At 68.5% G+C, this 16,862-nt stretch carries 19 protein-coding genes; 14 read left to right on the top strand and 5 right to left on the bottom strand.

All coding sequences use genetic code 11. The features are described from left to right. Positions 1-89: 89 nt before the first annotated feature. From L1O03_RS10975 to L1O03_RS10960, 4 genes are all read left to right on the top strand, one after another. The gene (locus tag L1O03_RS10975) at positions 90-557 is read left to right on the top strand and encodes a MarR family winged helix-turn-helix transcriptional regulator (protein ID WP_236120007.1); all 468 of its coding nucleotides are present in this window, start codon (positions 90-92) and stop codon (positions 555-557) included. Between the two features lie 136 nt (positions 558-693). After that, complete coding sequence (locus L1O03_RS10970) at positions 694-1,644, top strand: universal stress protein (protein WP_420830335.1); 951 nt, start codon at positions 694-696, stop codon at positions 1,642-1,644. A 132-nt stretch (positions 1,645-1,776) separates the two neighbouring features. Further along, on the top strand, positions 1,777-2,448 hold the full coding sequence (locus tag L1O03_RS10965) for an SDR family oxidoreductase (RefSeq protein ID WP_236120005.1): 672 nt from the start codon (positions 1,777-1,779) through the stop codon (positions 2,446-2,448). 48 nt (positions 2,449-2,496) lie between these two features. Further along, positions 2,497-2,967: a hypothetical protein gene (locus L1O03_RS10960; protein ID WP_236120004.1), complete on the top strand. Its 471-nt coding sequence runs from the start codon at positions 2,497-2,499 to the stop codon at positions 2,965-2,967. 38 nt (positions 2,968-3,005) lie between these two features. On the opposite strand, the gene L1O03_RS10955 is transcribed toward L1O03_RS10960, so the two are convergent. Together L1O03_RS10955 and L1O03_RS10950 are read right to left on the bottom strand one after the other, a co-directional pair. After that, positions 3,006-4,499, bottom strand: coding sequence for a DUF1846 domain-containing protein (locus L1O03_RS10955; protein WP_236120003.1), 1,494 nt, complete (start codon positions 4,497-4,499; stop codon positions 3,006-3,008). Between the two features lie 81 nt (positions 4,500-4,580). Then, complete coding sequence (locus tag L1O03_RS10950; protein ID WP_236120002.1) at positions 4,581-4,904, bottom strand: antibiotic biosynthesis monooxygenase family protein; 324 nt, start codon at positions 4,902-4,904, stop codon at positions 4,581-4,583. Between the two features lie 71 nt (positions 4,905-4,975). Here L1O03_RS10950 and L1O03_RS10945 point away from each other — a divergent pair, with 71 nt between their 5' ends. Next, entirely contained in the window at positions 4,976-5,791 is an 816-nt protein-coding gene (locus L1O03_RS10945; RefSeq protein ID WP_236120001.1) for an Fpg/Nei family DNA glycosylase, read from the top strand. Here L1O03_RS10945 and L1O03_RS10940 read toward each other — a convergent pair. From L1O03_RS10940 to L1O03_RS10930, 3 genes are all read right to left on the bottom strand, one after another. After that, positions 5,788-7,074 (bottom strand): MFS transporter, encoded by a 1,287-nt coding sequence (locus L1O03_RS10940; RefSeq protein ID WP_236120000.1) that lies wholly within the window; start codon positions 7,072-7,074, stop codon positions 5,788-5,790. The genes L1O03_RS10945 and L1O03_RS10940 overlap by 4 nt on opposite strands. A 38-nt stretch (positions 7,075-7,112) precedes the next feature. Further along, positions 7,113-8,426, bottom strand: a complete 1,314-nt coding sequence (locus tag L1O03_RS10935; RefSeq protein ID WP_236119999.1) for an AMP-binding protein — start codon at positions 8,424-8,426, stop codon at positions 7,113-7,115. Between the two features lie 92 nt (positions 8,427-8,518). Further along, positions 8,519-9,145 carry a TetR/AcrR family transcriptional regulator gene (locus L1O03_RS10930; RefSeq protein ID WP_236119998.1) on the bottom strand — a complete coding sequence of 209 codons (627 nt, stop codon included), beginning with the start codon at positions 9,143-9,145 and terminating at the stop codon, positions 8,519-8,521. A gap of 98 nt (positions 9,146-9,243) precedes the next feature. Between L1O03_RS10930 and paaA the strand changes: the two genes are divergently transcribed. Genes paaA through L1O03_RS10885 form a run of 9 tightly spaced genes read left to right on the top strand, consistent with a single transcriptional unit; the run spans position 9,244 to position 16,832 of the window. Beyond that, a complete protein-coding gene (paaA, locus tag L1O03_RS10925; RefSeq protein WP_236119997.1) occupies positions 9,244-10,266 on the top strand; it encodes a 1,2-phenylacetyl-CoA epoxidase subunit PaaA in 1,023 nt (340 codons plus the stop codon). After that, on the top strand, positions 10,259-10,558 hold the full coding sequence (gene paaB, locus L1O03_RS10920; protein ID WP_236119996.1) for a 1,2-phenylacetyl-CoA epoxidase subunit PaaB: 300 nt from the start codon (positions 10,259-10,261) through the stop codon (positions 10,556-10,558). Before paaA ends, paaB begins: the two co-directional genes overlap by 8 nt. After that, the gene (paaC, locus tag L1O03_RS10915; protein WP_236119995.1) at positions 10,555-11,388 is read left to right on the top strand and encodes a 1,2-phenylacetyl-CoA epoxidase subunit PaaC; all 834 of its coding nucleotides are present in this window, start codon (positions 10,555-10,557) and stop codon (positions 11,386-11,388) included. Before paaB ends, paaC begins: the two co-directional genes overlap by 4 nt. Before the next feature lie 5 nt (positions 11,389-11,393). Next, positions 11,394-11,906 carry a 1,2-phenylacetyl-CoA epoxidase subunit PaaD gene (gene paaD, locus L1O03_RS10910; protein WP_236119994.1) on the top strand — a complete coding sequence of 171 codons (513 nt, stop codon included), beginning with the start codon at positions 11,394-11,396 and terminating at the stop codon, positions 11,904-11,906. A gap of 9 nt (positions 11,907-11,915) precedes the next feature. After that, positions 11,916-13,076 (top strand): 1,2-phenylacetyl-CoA epoxidase subunit PaaE, encoded by a 1,161-nt coding sequence (gene paaE, locus L1O03_RS10905; protein WP_236119993.1) that lies wholly within the window; start codon positions 11,916-11,918, stop codon positions 13,074-13,076. A 49-nt stretch (positions 13,077-13,125) separates the two neighbouring features. Next, complete coding sequence (locus tag L1O03_RS10900; protein ID WP_236119992.1) at positions 13,126-13,920, top strand: enoyl-CoA hydratase/isomerase family protein; 795 nt, start codon at positions 13,126-13,128, stop codon at positions 13,918-13,920. 3 nt (positions 13,921-13,923) lie between these two features. Further along, the gene (locus L1O03_RS10895) at positions 13,924-15,120 is read left to right on the top strand and encodes a thiolase family protein (RefSeq protein WP_236119991.1); all 1,197 of its coding nucleotides are present in this window, start codon (positions 13,924-13,926) and stop codon (positions 15,118-15,120) included. Positions 15,121-15,180: 60 nt separating this feature from the next. Further along, positions 15,181-15,948, top strand: coding sequence for an enoyl-CoA hydratase/isomerase family protein (locus L1O03_RS10890; RefSeq protein WP_236119990.1), 768 nt, complete (start codon positions 15,181-15,183; stop codon positions 15,946-15,948). Beyond that, the gene (locus tag L1O03_RS10885; protein ID WP_236119989.1) at positions 15,945-16,832 is read left to right on the top strand and encodes a 3-hydroxyacyl-CoA dehydrogenase family protein; all 888 of its coding nucleotides are present in this window, start codon (positions 15,945-15,947) and stop codon (positions 16,830-16,832) included. The genes L1O03_RS10890 and L1O03_RS10885 overlap by 4 nt, the downstream gene beginning before the upstream one ends. The last annotated feature ends 30 nt before the right edge of the window (positions 16,833-16,862 follow it).

The following is a 16,862-nucleotide window of genomic DNA, read 5'->3' as shown; positions in this document are numbered from 1 at the left end:
TAAGCGGACTCTGATATGCCGACTTCGTGAGGGCCGGAGACCGCAATCGGGATGGCATTTTTGTCTGCCTGATGAACTATTGTGTGGTTATGACTTCTGCGACCCCTGAGGATATTGCGAGGCGGGTGCGCCCCGCCCTGACGAAACTCTATGTCATGTACTTCCGCGTGGCCGAAGCCTCTGAGCTCACCGGCCCGCAGCTGTCCATCATGACGCGCCTGCGCGACGAAGGTGCCGCACGCATCAGCCAGATTGCCCGCGAAGAGGGCATTCGCATGCCTACCGCCTCCAACGCCCTGCACCAGCTCGAGGTTCGCGGCATGGTGCAGCGCGTGCGGGACATCGATGACCGCCGTGGGGTGCGCGTCGACCTCACCCCGCTGGGGCGGGACGAGCTCGAGCGCGTGGGCAAGGAGCGCGACTCCTACTTTGCCGACCTCCTCTCCAACCTCAACGAGGAGGAGCTCGAGCAGGCCGACGCTTTCGCCTCCGTCATTCAGGCCCTGGCTGATCGCTTTGGCGCCGACAAAGAGAACAAGGAGAAGGACGACAAGTAGTCCACCGACCAGTCAGACGGCCGGACGCTGCGTCTTTCCTCTCCGAGAAGGAAAATACTAGGAAGCACTCAGTACCGGCCCGCACACGGCACTAGGGATAATAGGACTGTAGGTTTCCCACAGACCCCCTGGAATGATGCCGAAAAACCACTCCGCCCCGCCCAGCAGCCAGCGCCCCCTGCGCATCCTCGTCGCATGGCGCCCTGACTCCGACGACGATGAAGCCATCGAATGCGCCGCCTGGCTCGGGCGGAGTTTCGCTATCCGCCTCCGCGTCGTCTCCACCGTGCGGCGGCCCTGGCCGTCGAGCACCATCAGCCGACTCGGCGGGAAGTACACCAAGTGGCTGAAGAAGCAGTCCCAGGAGTGCGCGCGGCAGGTGAAGAAGGCCCTGGGGGCGGCGGGGATCGAGAAGAACCAGTGGGATGAGAACTACTCGCTGCTCCTCGAGGGCCCCTCGGAGACGGTGCTGCTCGCCGAAGCTGCCAAAGAATTTGAGGCCGACGCCCTCATCCTCGGCTCCTCCGCGTCCGCGCCCAAGGGACGATTCCTCGCCGGCTCGACCACCGACGCCCTCCTGCACTCCTCGCCGACGGCTCTCGGGCTCGCACCCCGGCGCCCCAAGCTCTCCAAGCGCGGGGTCACCCGGCTCAACTTCGCCTACCTCAGTGCGGACAGCCACGACGATGACCAATCCGCCCTCCACTATGCGGCCACCTACGCCCAGTGCTGGGAGCTGCCCCTGCGGATTCTCGCCTTCTCCACCGAGGGGCTGGCGGACAGCGAGCTTCATGAGCAGCTGCCCCTCGGGCGCGAGCTCTCCGTCGAGTGGCGGGAGCACTCCCTCGCCATGCTTGACCGCGCGCGGGACAGCGTCCTCAAGGACTTCCCCGATCTCCACGTCGAGACCGACTTCGCCTCTGGGGCGGGGTGGGGAGGTGCCGTCGACTCCCTCAAGTGGAAGAAGGGCGATCTCCTCTGTCTGGGGTCGCATCCCGTCGGCGCCCTGCAGCGGGTCTTCCTCGGGTCGACGGCCTCCTCCTTCCTGCCGCACTCGCCGGTGCCCGTGCTCGTCTTCCCGACCTAGGCGGTGGAGCAGCAGCGGAAGGGGGAGCACCGCGAGGCCGTATAGTGCTGGGGAGCGGCCGGTTTCACGTGAAACCACCCACGATTCCGCGCCGCGTTGATCTCACACACGTGGACTATCAAGGGAGGAATCATGGCACCCGTTGCACTCGTGACCGGAGCATCCGGCGGGGTGGGCCTCGCCATCGTGCGCGCACTGCTCGACGCCGGCTGGGAGGTCTACGCCCATTACCGGAGCCAACCCGCCGCGGGGGAGGACGTGCGGGAGGCGCACTGGTGGCAGGCCGATCTTCTCGACGGCGAGGCCTCACTGCGCACCCTGCCGAGGATCGAGCGCCTCGACGCGCTCATTCACTGCGCCGGCGTGTGCCCGATCGGCCCCCTCACCGAGACCACCGAAGAGCAGTGGCAGCGCACGCTCGCGCTCAACGTCACCGCGCCGGCGCTCCTCACCACCGCGCTGATCCCCGCCCTGCGGGCAGCCAGGGGGCACGTCGTGAGCATCAACTCCGGGGCTGGGCAGCACACCAAAGCCCAGTGGGTCTGCTATTCCGCCAGCAAGCACGCGAATAAGGCGTGGGCCGACGGACTCCGCGCCGAAGAGCCCGAGCTCTGGGTGCATTCCGTGTATCCGGGGCGCATTGCGACGCCCATGCAGCGGGAGATCGTCGAGACCCTGGGGGAGGAGTGGACGCCGGAGGCCTACCTGGAGCCGGAGTCTGTGGCTCGGACGGTCCTCCACATCCTCGAGACCGGGGAGGACACGCACCTCACGGATGTCACGCTGCGGCCGCGGGCCCACTGAGCACGCGGGGGATGAGGCGAGCGGAGTGGCTCAATTAGGCTGAGGGATATGGAGCACCCGGAAAACGATCTGCACAGCGATGCGGACTTCTCCAATCTGCCGCGCCCCGAGCCTCATGACTGGGACGACCTCGCCGCGATGAAGGATCCGCTGTGGCAGCTGCAGGAGAATCAGCGATCGACGAAGCAGGCCATCGGCTATGCGATCCTCGCTCCGCTGCTGCTGCTCATTCTCGCCGGGGCGGCGCTCCTCGCCAGCAGGCTGCTCGGCGGGCCGCTCTGTGATCCCGGGCCACACACCTGGCTCTGCACCGATGGTTTCCGCATCTGGTGGCCCATCCTCACGAGCATCGGCGCCTTCATCATCATGGTGGGCTGTGCCGTCATGATGGTCCACAAGCTCAAAGCCTATAGCCGCTGGCGGCCGTGGATGGGTGCCTTCTGGTTCCTTGTGCCCCTCGGCATGCTGTGGATGACCCTCGTGCTGCCCTTCGCGATCCTCGGGCACGCGCTGACGTAGGGGCGGGGCCGCGGGCCGGGCCGCCCGAGCCACCGCCCTTAACGCTTCCGGTAGAGCTGCTTGCGCTGGTACTCGGGCTCCGAGGTGACGAGGACGCCGAGGTTCCGGAAGATCGACTCATCGACCGGGCCGAGGATTGTCGTCGTGTGCACATCGCATCCGCGCAGCTCCACGAGGTAATTGAGGGCCTCGCGGGCCTCGGGGGAGCTTGCGGCAGAGACCGAGAGGGCAATGAGGACCTCATCAGTGTGGAGCCGGGGATTCCGGGAGCCCAGGTGCTGGGCCTTGAGAGTCTGGATGGGCTCGATGGCCTCCGGGGCGAGGAGGTCCAGGTCCGGGTCGATGCCCGCGAGGTACTTCAGCGCGTTGAGGAGCATCGCCGCGGAGCAGCCCAGCAGGGGAGAGGTCTTGCCGGTGATGATCGTGCCATCCGCCAACTGGATGGCGGAGGCGGGGCCGCCGGTGCGCTCCGCGAGCTCGAGGGCCGGGCCCACGACGGCGCGGTCGGTCGTCGAGACCCCTGCCTTGCGCATGACGACGGCCGCGCGGTGGGAGCGGACGTCATCGCTCTGGGCGCGGCGCTCCTCCACGAGCGCCTTGTAGTAGCGGCGGATGATCTCCTGGCGGGCGGCCTCGCAGCAGGCGGCGTCATCGCTGATGCAATAGCCGGCCATGTTGACGCCCATGTCCGTGGGGGAGCGATAGGGGGAGGCGCCGGCGAGCATCTCCAGCATGTCGCGGAGGAGGGGGAAGACCTCGACGTCGCGGTTGTAGCTGGTCACCTGCTCGCCATAGGCCTGGAGGTGGAAGGGGTCGATGACATTGATGTCGTCGAGGTCCACGGTGGCGGCCTCGTAGGCGAGGTTGACGGGGTGCTCGAGCGGGAGGTTCCAGATGGGGAAGGTCTCGAACTTGGCGTAGCCTGCCGGGGTGCCGTGGCGGTACTCGTGGTAGATCTGCGAGAGGCAGGTCGCGAGCTTGCCGGAGCCCGGGCCCGGCGCGGTGACGACGACGAGGTCGCGGCTCGTGCGGACGAACTCGTTGCGGCCGAAGCCCTCCTCCGAGACGATGAGCTCCGTGTTCGACGGGTAGCCCGGGATCACGCGGTGCCGGGACACGGTGAGCCCCAGGCGCTCGAGGCGCTCGATGAAGGTGAGGGCGATGTGGTTGTCATCGCTCAGCTGGGTGAGGACGACGTTGTTGACGAGGAAGCCGCGCTCGCGGAAGGCGTCGATGAGGCGCAGCGCGTCCTCCTCATAGGGAATGCCGAGGTCAGCGCGGACTTTGTGGCGCTCGAGGTCCTTTGCGTTGATGCAGACGATGATCTCGAGCTCATCGCGGATCTCCTCGAGCATGGCGATCTTGTTGTCCGGAGTGAAACCCGGGAGGACGCGCGAGGCGTGCATATCGTCGAAGAGCTTGCCGCCCATCTCGAGGTAGAGCTTGCCGCCGATGCTTCGTCGCCGCTGGTTGATGTGGTGGGACTGAAGCTCGATGTATCGGTCGTGGTCAAACCCAATGGCATGCGGCATAGAGAACATCATACTCAGAGGTGTTCTCCGGCCCGGCGGGAGGAATCACCTGCCGCCGGGCGGGGCTGGTGAGCTGCGGAGCTACTTCCCCTCGGGGCGAGAGGAAAGGACGACCTCGAACTCGAGGAGCTCGGCACCCGTGGCGGCCGGTGAGGTTCCGCCGTCCTTGTGGGGGCGAGCGTGGGTCGCGTGCGCATCACCATCACGCCACGCGGCGAAGCTCTCCTCATCCTTCCAGTGCGTGAGGACAAAGTAGCGGTCCTCGCCCTTCACCGGGCGAAGCAGCTCGAAGCCCTCGAAGCCGGGGGCGTGATCGACGGCGTGCTGGCGGGCCGCAAAGCGCTCCTCGAGGAGCTCACGGGACCCTTCGGGGACAGTGAGGGCATTAATCTTCACGATGCTCATGGCCCCAGGCTACGCGCCCCGCGCCCCGCCGGGCGGCTGAGCGCCCAATCGCGGGGCTTAGACTAGTGCCCATGCCCGAAGGCCACGTCATCCACCGTCTCGCTCGCACGCTCGAGGATCGCTTCCTCGGCCAGACGCTCATGGTGAGCAGCCCGCAGGGGCGCTTTGCCCGGGAGGCGGCGCTTCTCGACGGCCACCAGCTGGCGTGCGCCGAGGCCGCGGGCAAGCAGCTCTTCCTCCACTTTGACCTGGAGGACCCCCGCCACATTGTCTTCATCCACCTCGGCCTCATCGGGAAGTTTCACGTGAAACCATGGACGGAGCCGGTGGGCGCCGTGCGCCTGAGGATCGCCACGGAGGACTGGGCCGCCGATCTCCACGGACCCCAGTGGTGCCGGCTCATCACAGAGGAGGAGCAGGACGCGGCGCTCGCGAAGCTGGGGGAGGATCCCCTCCGCGCGGATGCGGACCCCGAGAGGCTCTGGCCCCGCGTCCACCGCTCCCGGCGCAGCATTGCGGCCGTACTCATGGAGCAGGGTTACTTCGCCGGGGTGGGGAACATCTACCGGGCGGAGACCCTCTTCCGGCTGGGCATCAGCCCCGAGCGCCCCTGCTCCGAGCTCAGCCACGAGGAGTTCCTGGCCATCTGGGAGGACCTGGTGGGCCTCATGGCCGAGGGTGTGAGGGCCGGGCGCATCGATACGGTCCGCCCCGAGCACACGCCGGAGGCTATGCACCGCCCTCCGCGCGTCGACGACCACGGCGGGGAGGTGTACGTGTACCGGCGCGCGGGGCAGCCATGCTGGGTGTGCGGGGAACCCATTCGCACGCGCGTGCTCAACGGGCGGAATCTCTTCTGGTGCCCGCGCTGCCAGCACTGCCCCTAGTGGAGGGACTGCTTTTCCACCCCCGGGCTCACCTGGATCACTCCCAGGAGGGAGATGACCGAGATGACCGCAATATAGATCCCGATAGAGATCGAGGTCCCCGTGCGGTCCAGGAGCAGCTGGGCGATCATGGGTGCGAAGGCGCCGCCAATGATGGAACCGAGCGCATAGCCGATGGACACGCCGCTCAATCGGATGGAGGCGGGGAACATCTCTGCGTAGAGGGCCGGCTGCGGGCCATAGGTCACGCCGAGGAGCAGGCCCAGCACAATCACCGCGAGGAGGAAAGGGAGGAAGGAGGCGCGGTCGATGAGGAGCCACATCGGCACGGCCCAGACGGCCAGGGCGGCGTAGCCCCAGGCGAAGGTCTTCACGCGGCCGAGGACGTCGCACAGCCACCCGCCCCCGATGGTGCCCACCGCCCACGCCACCGCGCAGAGCAGGGTGAGGAAGAGGACCACGCTGCGATCCATGCCCAGCACCTTCGTGCCATAGGAGGCGAAGAACGCGATGGCCATGTAGCCGGCGGCGTTCGTCCCCGCGAAGATGAGCGCCGCGACCACGACGAGCTTCTTCGAGCTCTGCATGAGCTCGCTGAGCGGGGCGGTGGATTCGCGCTGCATCTGCTGCATCTGCGCGAAGACCGGGGACTCCTCCACGAGCGAGCGGATCCACATCCCAATGACGATGAGCACGAGGGAGGAGACGAAGGGGATGCGCCAGCCCCAGGCGTCGAATTGCTCGGGGCTCAGCACGGCGGTGAGGATGAGCATGAAGATCGTCGCGAGCATCATGCCGGCCGGCACGCCCACCTGCGGGTAGGAGCCGAAGTAGCCGCGGCGTTCACGCGGGGCGTGCTCGACGGCCAGCATGGCCGCACCGCCCCACTCGCCGCCGGCGGAGAGCCCCTGGAGGATCCGGAGGATCACGAGAAGAATCGGGGCCGCCATGCCGATGCTGTGATAGTTCGGGAGGAGGCCCATGCACATCGTCGCCCCGCCCATGCCGAGCAGCGTGCACACGAGCACGATCTTTCGGCCATAGCGATCACCCAGGTGACCAGCAAGAACGGCGCCGAGGGGGCGGAAGAGGAAGCTGATGCCGATCGACGCCCAGGAGACAATCTGGGCCATCGCGGGCATGGTGTTCCGCACGGGATCGAAGTATTGGGCGGCGAAGATGATGGCGGCCGCCTGCGCGTAAATGAAGAAATCGAACCACTCGATGGTCGTGCCCACCATGGAGCCGGCCAGGACCTTCTTGTGTTCACGGGTAATACTCATGGGAGGTTCTCCTTCACCTCTCATTGACCCTCGTGGGTTTAGCCCTTGGGTCGGTGGTCGACGAGTCGCTTGGCCTTTCCATCACCGAGGTCGACGTCGTCCTCGATACTCACCTCCACGGTGAGGCCGATACGGTTCTTGATCTGGCGCCGCAGCCGCTGCTCGGCCTCGGCGCGCTGGTGCTCGAGGCAGCCCGGGGCCGCCTCCACCCGGAGGGTGAGCCGGTCCATGCGGCCCACGCGATCGAGAACGCACTGGTAGCGCGGGCGAAGCCGGGTGTCTTCGACGATGATCTCCTCGAATTGGCTGGGGAAGCAGTTGACCCCACGGAGGATGATCATGTCGTCGTTGCGCGCGCTGATCCGCTCGAGCCGGCGCATCGAGCGGGCCGTCCCGGGCAGCAGCCGCGTGAGGTCATGGGTGCGATAGCGCACCACGGGGAAGGCCTCCTTGGTGAGCGTCGTGATGACAAGCTCCCCGTATTCGCCGTCGGGAAGGGGCTTCCCGGTCTCGCGGTCGACGATCTCCGGGTAGAAGTGGTCCTCCCACATCGTCAGGCCGTCTTTGGTCTCGACGCATTCCTGGGCCACGCCCGGCCCCATGATCTCCGAGAGCCCGTAGATGTCCGTGGCATCGATGCCGAACCCGGCCTCGAGCTCGTGGCGCATGCCCTCCGTCCAGGGCTCAGAGCCGAAGATCCCCACGCGCAGGGAGCTCTCCCGCGGGTCGAGGCCCTCCTTCCGCATGCGGTCGAGGAGATTGAGCATGTAGGAGGGGGTGCCCATGATGACGTCGGGCTTGAAGTCGCGGAGGATCTGGATCTGTCTCTCGGTCATGCCGCCGGAGGTGGGGATGGCGGTGGCCCCGAGCTTCTCCACCCCGTAATGCGCGCCGAGGCCGCCGGTGAACAGGCCATAGCCGAAGGTCACCTGCACTTTGTCCCCGGGGCGCACGCCGCCGGCGCGCAGGGAGCGGGCCATGAGGTCGGACCACACTTCGATGTCGTTGCGGGTGTAGCCGACGACCGTCGGCAGCCCCGTCGTCCCGGAGGAGGCGTGGATGCGCGCGATGCGTTGATCCCCGACGGCGAACATGCCGAAGGGGTACTCCGCGCGGAGGTCATTCTTGTCGGTGAAAGGGAAGTGCGCGAGGTCGGAGAGCTCGTGGAAGTCATCGGGGTGGACGCCGTGTTCCTTGAATACCCGCTGGTAGTGCGGGACGTTGTAGTAGGCGTGGCGGAGAGAATTCTTGGCACGGCGGGTCTGCAGGGCGGTGATCTCATCGCGCGAGGCGAATTCGATGCCTGTGTCGGGCCCATATTCGGTGGATACCACGTCGAACTTGGCCTGCATGGGTGTGCTCCTTTGATCGATGCGTCAACGGCTCCTCACCGACCTTTCGGTCAGTTGTGGAACACACTACAGTCCGAACGTGAGCCGCGCCACTACTTTTCCGGCCGCGTTCCCCGCGCCTCCACCCCCTGGAAGGCCAACTCCTCGGTGACCTGCGCCAACTCCCCCGGGCTGAGGCGGCCATCGGGGTTGTACCACTCGGTGAGGGAGTTGACCATGCCAAAGAGGAGGCGGGCGACGCTGTGCGCATCCAGGTCAGGCCGCACCGCGCCCTCCTCCTGCGCCTCCTCCACGAGCTCGATGAGGTAGCCGGTGAACTGCCGTCGTCGATCAAGAGCGGCGAGCTCCACCGGGGAGTTTCCGCGCAGCCGCAGGAGGAGGGTGACATAGGGGGCCTCGTGGCAGAGGGCGAGGGTCGTTCCGCGGAGGAGGGCGCGGAGGCGGTCCTCGGCGGTGCCCCCGCTGTGCTCGCAGGAGCGGACGACGGCGTCGAGGGTGTCGAGGGCGCGGTCGGTGGCCTCTTTGAGGATCTGCTCCTTGGAGGAAATGTGGTGGTAGATGGCAGATTTCGTGAGTCCGAGGCGGCCGGCGAGGGCGTTCATGCTCATGGCCTCGTAGCCCACGTCGTTGAAGGCCTCGACGGCGGTGCGGATGACGTCCTCGCGGCCATAGCCGGGCCTTCCGCGGTTCGACGATCTCCTCTGCGTGTCCTCTGCCATACCTCCAGCTAATACCAGAGCGCCGCAGCCGCGCACTTGACGTGCCGTAGGTCACACAATAAACTGACCGACCAGTCGGTTATCTGAGGAGCCCTGACATGTCTCATCACCCTTCCCTCAACCCCAGCCCCATCAGCGCGGAGGACGGCCAGGCCGCCTTCGATCGCGTCATCGCGGAGGACTCCCGCATCGAGCCCCGCGATTGGATGCCCGAGGCCTATCGCCGCACCCTCACGCGCCAGATCTCCCAGCACGCCCACTCCGAGATCATCGGCATGCAGCCTGAGGCCAACTGGATCAGCCGCGCGCCGAGCCTCAAGCGCAAGGCCATCCTCATGGCCAAGGTCCAGGACGAAGCCGGCCACGGGCTCTACCTGTACTCGGCGGCGGAGACCCTCGGCACGAGCCGCGAGGAGCTCGTCCAGCAGCTCCTCGATGGGCGCGCGAAGTACTCCTCGATCTTCAACTATCCCGCCAGGACCTGGGCGGACATCGGTGCGATCGGCTGGCTCGTCGACGGCGCGGCCATCTGCAATCAGGTGCCGCTCTGCCGCGCCTCCTACGGCCCCTACGCCCGGGCGATGGTCCGCATCTGTAAGGAGGAATCCTTCCACCAGCGCCAAGGGTGGGAGATCCTCTACGAGCTCTCCCACGGCACGCCCGAGCAGAAGCAGATGGCGCAGGAGGCCATCAACCGCTTCTACGGGCCGGCCCTCCAAATGTTCGGCCCGCCCGACGCCGAATCCTCCCACTCCCAGCAATCCATGGCCTGGAACATCAAGCGCTTTTCCAACGATGAGCTGCGCCAACGCTTCGTCGACATGATCGTCCCCCAGGCGGAGGCGCTCGGCCTCAGCTTCGAGGACCCAGACCTTCGCTGGAACGAGGAGCGCGGCCACTATGACTTCGGCGAGCTCGATTGGGACGAGTTCCGCTCCGTCATCCGCGGCCACGGCCCCTGCAACGAACAGCGGATGGCCAGGCGACGCCAGGCCCACGAGGACGGGGCGTGGGTGCGGGAGGCTGCCGCCGCCTACGCGCAGCGCTGCGCCGAGATGGCCGTCGATACCCACCCCGGATCCCTCCACACCGAGTCAGAAAGGAGCCCTGCCCATGTCTGAGACGACGCAGCCCGCCCCCTGGCCCCTGTGGGAGGTCTTCATCCGCACGAATCGCGGCCTCTCCCACGTCCACGCCGGCTCGCTTCACGCCCCCGACGCCACCATGGCGCTGCGCAACGCCCGCGACCTCTACACCCGCCGCAACGAGGGCAGCTCCGTCTGGGTGGTGCCGGCGGAGGCGATTACCGCCTCGGACCCGGACTCGAAGGGCGGCTTCTTCGAGTCCGCGCAGGGCAAGAGCTTCCGGCATGCCACCTACTACACGACAAGCGAGGGGGTGAAGCACCTGTGAGCTTCGCCAGCACGGACAGCGCGACGACGCACAGCCAAGGCAGCGCCATCACGGCGGAGGACATTGGTGCGTCGGGGGCGACGGCGCCGGAGGATGTCGCGCGCTATGCGCTCACCCTCGGCGATGACGCCCTCATCCTCGCCCAGCGCCTGGGCTGGTGGATCTCTCGGGCGCCGGAGATGGAGGAGGACATCGCGCTGGCGAACATCGCGCTCGACACGCTCGGCCACGCGCGCTTCTTCCTCACCTATGCCGGCACGGCGTGGGGGAAGAGCGAGGATGACCTCGCCTACTTCCGCAGTGAGGAGGAGTTCCGCTCCTGCCGGCTCGTCGAGCAGGAGAACGGGGACTTCGCGCACACGATCGCGCGCCAGCTCCTCTTCAGCCACTACGCCCTGGGGCTCTACCAGGGACTTCTCTCCTCCGCCGACGAGACGCTCGCGGCCATCGCCGCCAAGGCGCTCAAAGAGGTGGAGTATCACGTCGACCACGCGAATCAGTGGGTGCTGCGGCTCGGGCTGGGGACGGAGGAATCGGCCCGGAGGATGCGCCTCGGGCTCGAGCACATGTGGCCCTACCTGGAGGAACTCTTCGAGGACCTCCCCGAACACGAGGAGCTCGCCCGCCGCGGCATCGCCGTCCTGCCGAGCAGCCTCCGCGAGGAGACGCTGCGCCGCGTGCGCACGGTCCTCGAGGCCGCTGAGCTGCAGGAACCCGCGTGTCCGCCGGCCCGCAGCGGCCATCGCACCGGATGCTTCAGCGAGCAGCGCGGGTACATCCTCGCGGAGATGCAGTCCTTCGCCCGCCAGCACCCGGGCGCGCAGTGGTGATCCCCATGAGCGCACCACACGACCCGCGCCTCGCCCGCATCTGGGAGGCGGCCGCCCGCGTCCCCGACCCCGAGATCCCCGTGCTATCCATCGCTGACCTGGGGATTCTCCGAGAGGTGCGGCAGGAGGACGACGGCACCCCGGTGGTCATCATCACGCCCACGTACTCCGGCTGCCCGGCGATGGGCACCATCGCGGCGGACGTCAAGGAGGCCGTCGGAGCCCTCGGGATGGGGGATCCGCGGGTGGAGTTCTCCCTCAGCCCCGCGTGGAGCACGGAGTGGATCACCGAGGCCGGGCGGGAGGCGCTGCGCGCGTATGGGATTGCCCCGCCGGTGCGCTCGCGGCGCCCCTCCGGGCCCGTGCCGCTCAGTATCAGCTTTCGGCCTCCCGTGCCCTGCCCGCGCTGTGGCTCGACGAACACCCGATTGCTCACCGACTTCGGATCAACATCCTGCAAGGCGCTCTATACGTGCCGGGACTGTTTAGAACCCTTTGACTATTTCAAGGAGCACTAAGGAGGACGTATGGCCGCCCCAGCCACCACCCGAAAAGCAGCCTTCCAGCCCCTCCGCGTGAGCGCCATCCGCCCGCTCACCGAGGACGCCCTGGAGATCACCTTCGACGTGCCCGAGGAGCTCGTGGAGGACTACAACTACATCCCCGGCCAATACGTGGCCGTGCGCGCCACCATCGACGGGCGCAGCGTGCGCCGCTCCTACTCTCTCTGCGACATCCCCCGCGCGGGCACGCTGCGGATCGCGATCAAGAAAAACCGGGGCGGGGTGTTCTCCACGTGGGCGCACTCCTCCGTGCAGGTGGGAGACGTCATCGAGGTGATGAACCCGCAGGGTGCCTTCACCTCCCGCACGCACACCACCGCTCTCAACGACCCGGAGGCCCTCCTCGACGAGGCCGAACAGCGCACCCCGGCGCCGCGGATCGTGGCCATCGCGGCCGGTTCGGGCATCACGCCCATCATGGCAATCGCCCGCACCTTCCTCCGCGACTCCCCCCGGGCGAGCGTCGAGCTCATCTACGCCAACCGCGGGGGCAACGACGTCATGTTCGCCGAGGACATCGGGGATCTCAAGGACGCCTACCCGGCGCGCTTCGCCGTCCACCACGTGCTGAGCAGGGAGGAGCGCATCAACCCGCTCTTCTCCGGGCGGATCGATGAGGAGCGACTGGCCCTCTTCCTCGACCGGGTGGTGCGCCCGGAGAGCGTCGACGAGTGGTTCCTCTGCGGGCCCTTCGACCTCGTGCAGCTGTGCCGCGACACGCTCGCCGCCCGCGGGGTGCCCGCCGAGGCCATCCGCTACGAGCTCTTCAGCACCGGCCGCCCGAGCGACGCCGAGGACCCCGGTGCGCGCCGGGCCCCCGTCGAGGTGGACCCCGAGGGGGAGAACATCAGCATCGGCTTTACTCTCGACGGCCTGAGCGGCCAGGTGCTCTCCCCGGAGAGCGCCCACGAAACGATCCTCCAGGCAGCCCTCCGCGCCCGGGATGACGTGCCCTTTGCCTGCGCCGGCGGGGTGTGCGGAACCTGCCGCGCGAAGGTGCTCCGCGGCACCGTCGAGATGGCCGAGAACTATGCGCTCGAGCCGGAGGAGGTGGCCGCCGGCTACGTCCTGACCTGCCAAACGCGCCCCACCTGCGGGGATGTGGCCGTCGACTACGACGCCTAGCCGCCGACACGCCCGAGGAACCCCGAGTTATCCCGAGGAAGGACATACCGTGAGTATCCACTACACGATCACCGCCGAGGAGCCCGCCATCGCGGAGATCGCCCTGGACCAGCCCGCCACCCTCAACGCCCTCGCCGAGGCAGACGTCGCGGAGCTGCGCCGCGCCGTCCGGCAGGCCACCGACGACGCCGAGGCCCGGCGCATCGGGGCGCTCGTTCTCCGCGGGGAGGGGAGGGGCTTCTGCTCGGGGCGCGACATCTCGGGGGTGGACCCCGCCACCGACGACGCCGAGCATTACCTCGGCGAGCTCATCACCCCGCTGCTCAGGGAGCTCAGCGACGTCCCGGTGCCCACCTTCGCCGCCGTGCACGGCGTCTGCCTGGGCGTGGGGCTGGGGCTCGTGCTCGCCTGCGACGTGGCCTATGTGGCAGAGGACGCGCGCTTTGGTTCGCCCTTCGCGCGGCTGGGCGCGGCCCTGGACTCAGGCGGGCACCACCTCTTCGTCACGCGCCTGGGAGCCCAGCGCGCGATGGACCTCATCCTCACCGGCGACTTCCTCAGCGGCTCCGAGGCGGTGGCCGCCGGGATGTTTGCGCGGGCGCTGCCGTCGTCGAGCCTTCTTGAGGTGACGCGGGAGAACGCCCGCCGCGTGGCGCAGGGGGCGCCGCTCGCCGCGCGGGCCGCCCGGGGGCTCGTGCGGGAGGTGCGCGATGAGCGGCTGGGGCTGTGGGAGACCATCGCCCAGGAGAACGCGGTGCAGGGCGAGCTGTGCAACACCGCGGATTATCGGGAGGGTTTTGCCGCCTTCCAGGAGAAACGCCCGCCGATTTTTGAAGGGAAGTAGCTCATGAATGCTGTGATTGTCGGCGGGCTGCGCACGCCCGTGGGACGCTATGGTGGGGCGCTCGCAGGCGTGCGGCCCGATGATCTCGCGGCGCACGTTGTGCGGGGTGTCGTGGAGGCGGCCGGGATTGACCCGGAGGAGGTGGATGAGGTCATCCTCGGCAACGCGAATGGCGCGGGCGAGGAGAACCGGAACGTCGCGCGGATGGCGTGGCTGCTCGCCGGCTTCCCGGACAGCGTCCCCGGGCTCACGATCAACCGGCTCTGCGCCTCCGGGATGAGCGCGATTGCGCTGGCCAGGGCCATGATCCTCGCCGGGGATGCCGAGGTCATCGTGGCCGGGGGTGTCGAGTCCATGAGCCGGGCGCCGTGGGTGCTCGCCAAGCCCGGGAGCCCGTGGGCGCGGCCCGGGGAGATCGCGGACACCTCGATCGGCTGGCGCTTCACCAACCCTGTCTTCCAGGCCCAGCCGGAGCTCACCCTCTCCATGCCCGAGACCGCCGAGGAAGTCGCCCGCCGCTGCGCCATCTCCCGCGAGGACGCCGACCTCTTCGCGCTCCGCTCCCACGAGCGCGCGCTCGCCGCCCGCCAGGCCGGGCTCTTTGGCCGCGAGATCCTCCCCGTCGAGGTGCCCACGCGCGCCGGGACAGTGCTCGTGAGCGACGACGAAGGCCCCCGCCCCGACACCAGCCTGGAAAAACTGAGCCGCCTTGCACCGGTGGTGCGCGGCGGGGAGGTCGTCACGGCGGGGAATTCCTCCTCACTCAACGACGGCGCCTCCGCGCTGCTCATCACCTCCGAGCGCGCCGCCGAGCGGCTGGGCCTCACACCCCGCGCCCGGATTGTGGGCTCCACGAACGTCGGGCTCGAACCCGCCGTCATGGGGCTTGGGCCCATCGGGGCGGTGCGCGCCCTCGCCTGCCGGACGGGATGGGGCCCGGAGGAGGCCGATGCCATCGAACTCAACGAGGCCTTCGCCACCCAATCGCTCGCCTGCCTGCGGGAACTCCACCTCGATCCCGAGATCACCAACGCCTGGGGAGGGGCCATCGCGCTCGGTCACCCGCTGGGGTCCTCCGGCAGCCGCATCGCCCTCACCCTGCTCAGCCGCCTCGAGCACGAGGGCGGACGGCGCGGCATCGCGACGATGTGCGTGGGCGTCGGCCAGGGCTCGGCGCTGGCGCTGGAGAGGATCGAGTAGCGCCGGGCGGGCGTCGAGCCCCCAAGACAGCAGGAAGCACATACTGAGAAAAGGAGCACCATGACCGCTTTACCCCCATCCGGCGAGGCCCTCCGCATCAGCCAGGAGGAGGGCTACGTGCTGGCCCGGCTGCATCGGCCGGAGGTGCGCAACGCCATTGATGAGACCATGGTCCGCGAGTTTCACCAGCTCTGCGAGTATCTCGAGCGCGAGCCCGCGATCCTCGTCATCACCGGCTGCACGGTGAACGGGAAGGGGATCTTCGCCTCGGGGGCTGACATCCGTCAGCTCCGCGAGCGGCGGACCGCCGACGCCCTCCGCGGCGTGAACTCCACCCTCTTCCACCGGATCAAGCGGCTGCCCATGCCCGTCATCGCCGCCATCGATGGCTATGCGCTGGGCGGCGGGCTGGAGCTCGCGCTGGCGGCGGACTTCCGCATCGCCACCGAGGGCGCCACCTTCGGGCAGCCGGAGACCGGGCTGGGAATCATCGCCGGGGCCGGGGCGCTCTGGCGGCTCACGACGCTCGTGGGGGAGGGGGTGGCGAACGAGATACTGATGGCCGGCCGACGGCTCAGCGCCGCCGAAGCCCTGCGCCACGGCCTGCTCACCGAGGTCACGACCAGCGAGAACCTGCTCGACGCCGCGGCGGAACTCGCCCGGCGCATCGGGAAGAATGATCCGCTCGCCGTGCGGCTGAGCAAGGAGCTCCTCGCCATGCCGGAGAGCGCACACCCGGCCGTCGACGCCCTCGCCCAAGCCATCTGCTTCGAATCACCCGAGAAATTCCGGCGCATGGACGCCTTCCTCGAAAGGAAACACTCATGACTCGTATAAACAACTCGCCGAGCGCCGCGCACAGCCCGGAGGTGCCCGCGGCGGTGGGCGTCGTCGGCGGAGGGCGGATGGGCGGCGGCATCGCGCACGCCTTCCTCATGGCGGGTGCCCGGGTGAGCGTCGTGGACGTCTCGCCGGAGGCGGCGGAGGCGGCCCGCGGGAGGATCGCGCGCTCGGTGGATGCCTCGCTCGCGCGCGGGGCCAGCGGGGAACGGGAGGAGATCCTCGGGAGGCTGCGCTGCGGCGCGGAGTACGAGGCGCTTGAGGGGTGCGAGCTCGTCGTGGAGGCGGTGCCCGAGGACCCCGAGCTCAAAGCCGAGACCTTCCGCCGGATCGCGCAGACCGCGCCGGGCGCCGCCCTGGCAACGAACACCTCCTCCCTCTCCGTGACGGAGCTCGCGGGGGCGCTCGAGCACCCGGAGAAGGTCATTGGCCTGCACTTCTTCAACCCCGTCCCGGCCTCCACGCTGGTGGAGATCATCGTGGCGGAGCGCACGCCGCCGGAACTCCTCGAGCGTGCGCGCGGCTGGGTGGCCGGGCTAGGAAAGACGCCGGTGGTGGTGAAGGACTCGCCGGGATTCGCCTCCTCGCGGCTGGGTGTGGCGATCGCCCTCGAAGCCATGCGCATGGTGGAGGAGGGCGTCGCGAGCCCCGAGGACATCGACGCCGCCATGGTCCTGGGCTACAAATTCCCGGTAGGGCCGCTCGCGCTCACCGACATCGTGGGGCTCGACGTGCGGCTCGGCATCGCCCGATACCTGCACTCCACGCTGGGCGAACGCTTTGCCCCGCCGCAGATCCTCGTGGACAAGGTGGCCCGCGGGGAGGTGGGGCGCAAAGCCGGCGCGGGCTTCTACCGCTACGAGGAGGAGTGAGGCCTCGGGGCCGGGGCCGGGGGCTGGGGG

Source organism: Corynebacterium uropygiale (genome assembly GCF_021568315.1).
Taxonomy (GTDB): Bacteria; Actinomycetota; Actinomycetes; order Mycobacteriales; family Mycobacteriaceae; genus Corynebacterium; species Corynebacterium uropygiale.
This window is presented reverse-complemented; position numbering and strand designations above follow the sequence as displayed.

Bases quoted from the DNA above. Each gene is read 5' to 3' on its own strand.
- L1O03_RS10965 (WP_236120005.1), top strand. From the start codon at position 1,777: ATGGCACCCGTTGCACTCGTGACCGGAGCATCCGGCGGGGTGGGCCTC.
- L1O03_RS10930 (WP_236119998.1), bottom strand. From the start codon at position 9,145: ATGGCAGAGGACACGCAGAGGAGATCGTCGAACCGCGGAAGGCCCGGC.
- L1O03_RS10975 (WP_236120007.1), top strand. From the start codon at position 90: ATGACTTCTGCGACCCCTGAGGATATTGCGAGGCGGGTGCGCCCCGCC.
- L1O03_RS10945 (WP_236120001.1), top strand. From the start codon at position 4,976: ATGCCCGAAGGCCACGTCATCCACCGTCTCGCTCGCACGCTCGAGGAT.
- L1O03_RS10885 (WP_236119989.1), top strand. From the start codon at position 15,945: ATGACTCGTATAAACAACTCGCCGAGCGCCGCGCACAGCCCGGAGGTG.
- L1O03_RS10955 (WP_236120003.1), bottom strand. From the start codon at position 4,499: ATGCCGCATGCCATTGGGTTTGACCACGACCGATACATCGAGCTTCAG.
- paaB (WP_236119996.1), top strand. From the start codon at position 10,259: ATGTCTGAGACGACGCAGCCCGCCCCCTGGCCCCTGTGGGAGGTCTTC.
- L1O03_RS10895 (WP_236119991.1), top strand. From the start codon at position 13,924: ATGAATGCTGTGATTGTCGGCGGGCTGCGCACGCCCGTGGGACGCTAT.
- L1O03_RS10935 (WP_236119999.1), bottom strand. From the start codon at position 8,426: ATGCAGGCCAAGTTCGACGTGGTATCCACCGAATATGGGCCCGACACA.
- L1O03_RS10950 (WP_236120002.1), bottom strand. From the start codon at position 4,904: ATGAGCATCGTGAAGATTAATGCCCTCACTGTCCCCGAAGGGTCCCGT.
- L1O03_RS10960 (WP_236120004.1), top strand. From the start codon at position 2,497: ATGGAGCACCCGGAAAACGATCTGCACAGCGATGCGGACTTCTCCAAT.
- L1O03_RS10890 (WP_236119990.1), top strand. From the start codon at position 15,181: ATGACCGCTTTACCCCCATCCGGCGAGGCCCTCCGCATCAGCCAGGAG.
- paaD (WP_236119994.1), top strand. From the start codon at position 11,394: ATGAGCGCACCACACGACCCGCGCCTCGCCCGCATCTGGGAGGCGGCC.
- L1O03_RS10970 (WP_420830335.1), top strand. From the start codon at position 694: ATGCCGAAAAACCACTCCGCCCCGCCCAGCAGCCAGCGCCCCCTGCGC.
- paaE (WP_236119993.1), top strand. From the start codon at position 11,916: ATGGCCGCCCCAGCCACCACCCGAAAAGCAGCCTTCCAGCCCCTCCGC.
- paaA (WP_236119997.1), top strand. From the start codon at position 9,244: ATGTCTCATCACCCTTCCCTCAACCCCAGCCCCATCAGCGCGGAGGAC.
- L1O03_RS10940 (WP_236120000.1), bottom strand. From the start codon at position 7,074: ATGAGTATTACCCGTGAACACAAGAAGGTCCTGGCCGGCTCCATGGTG.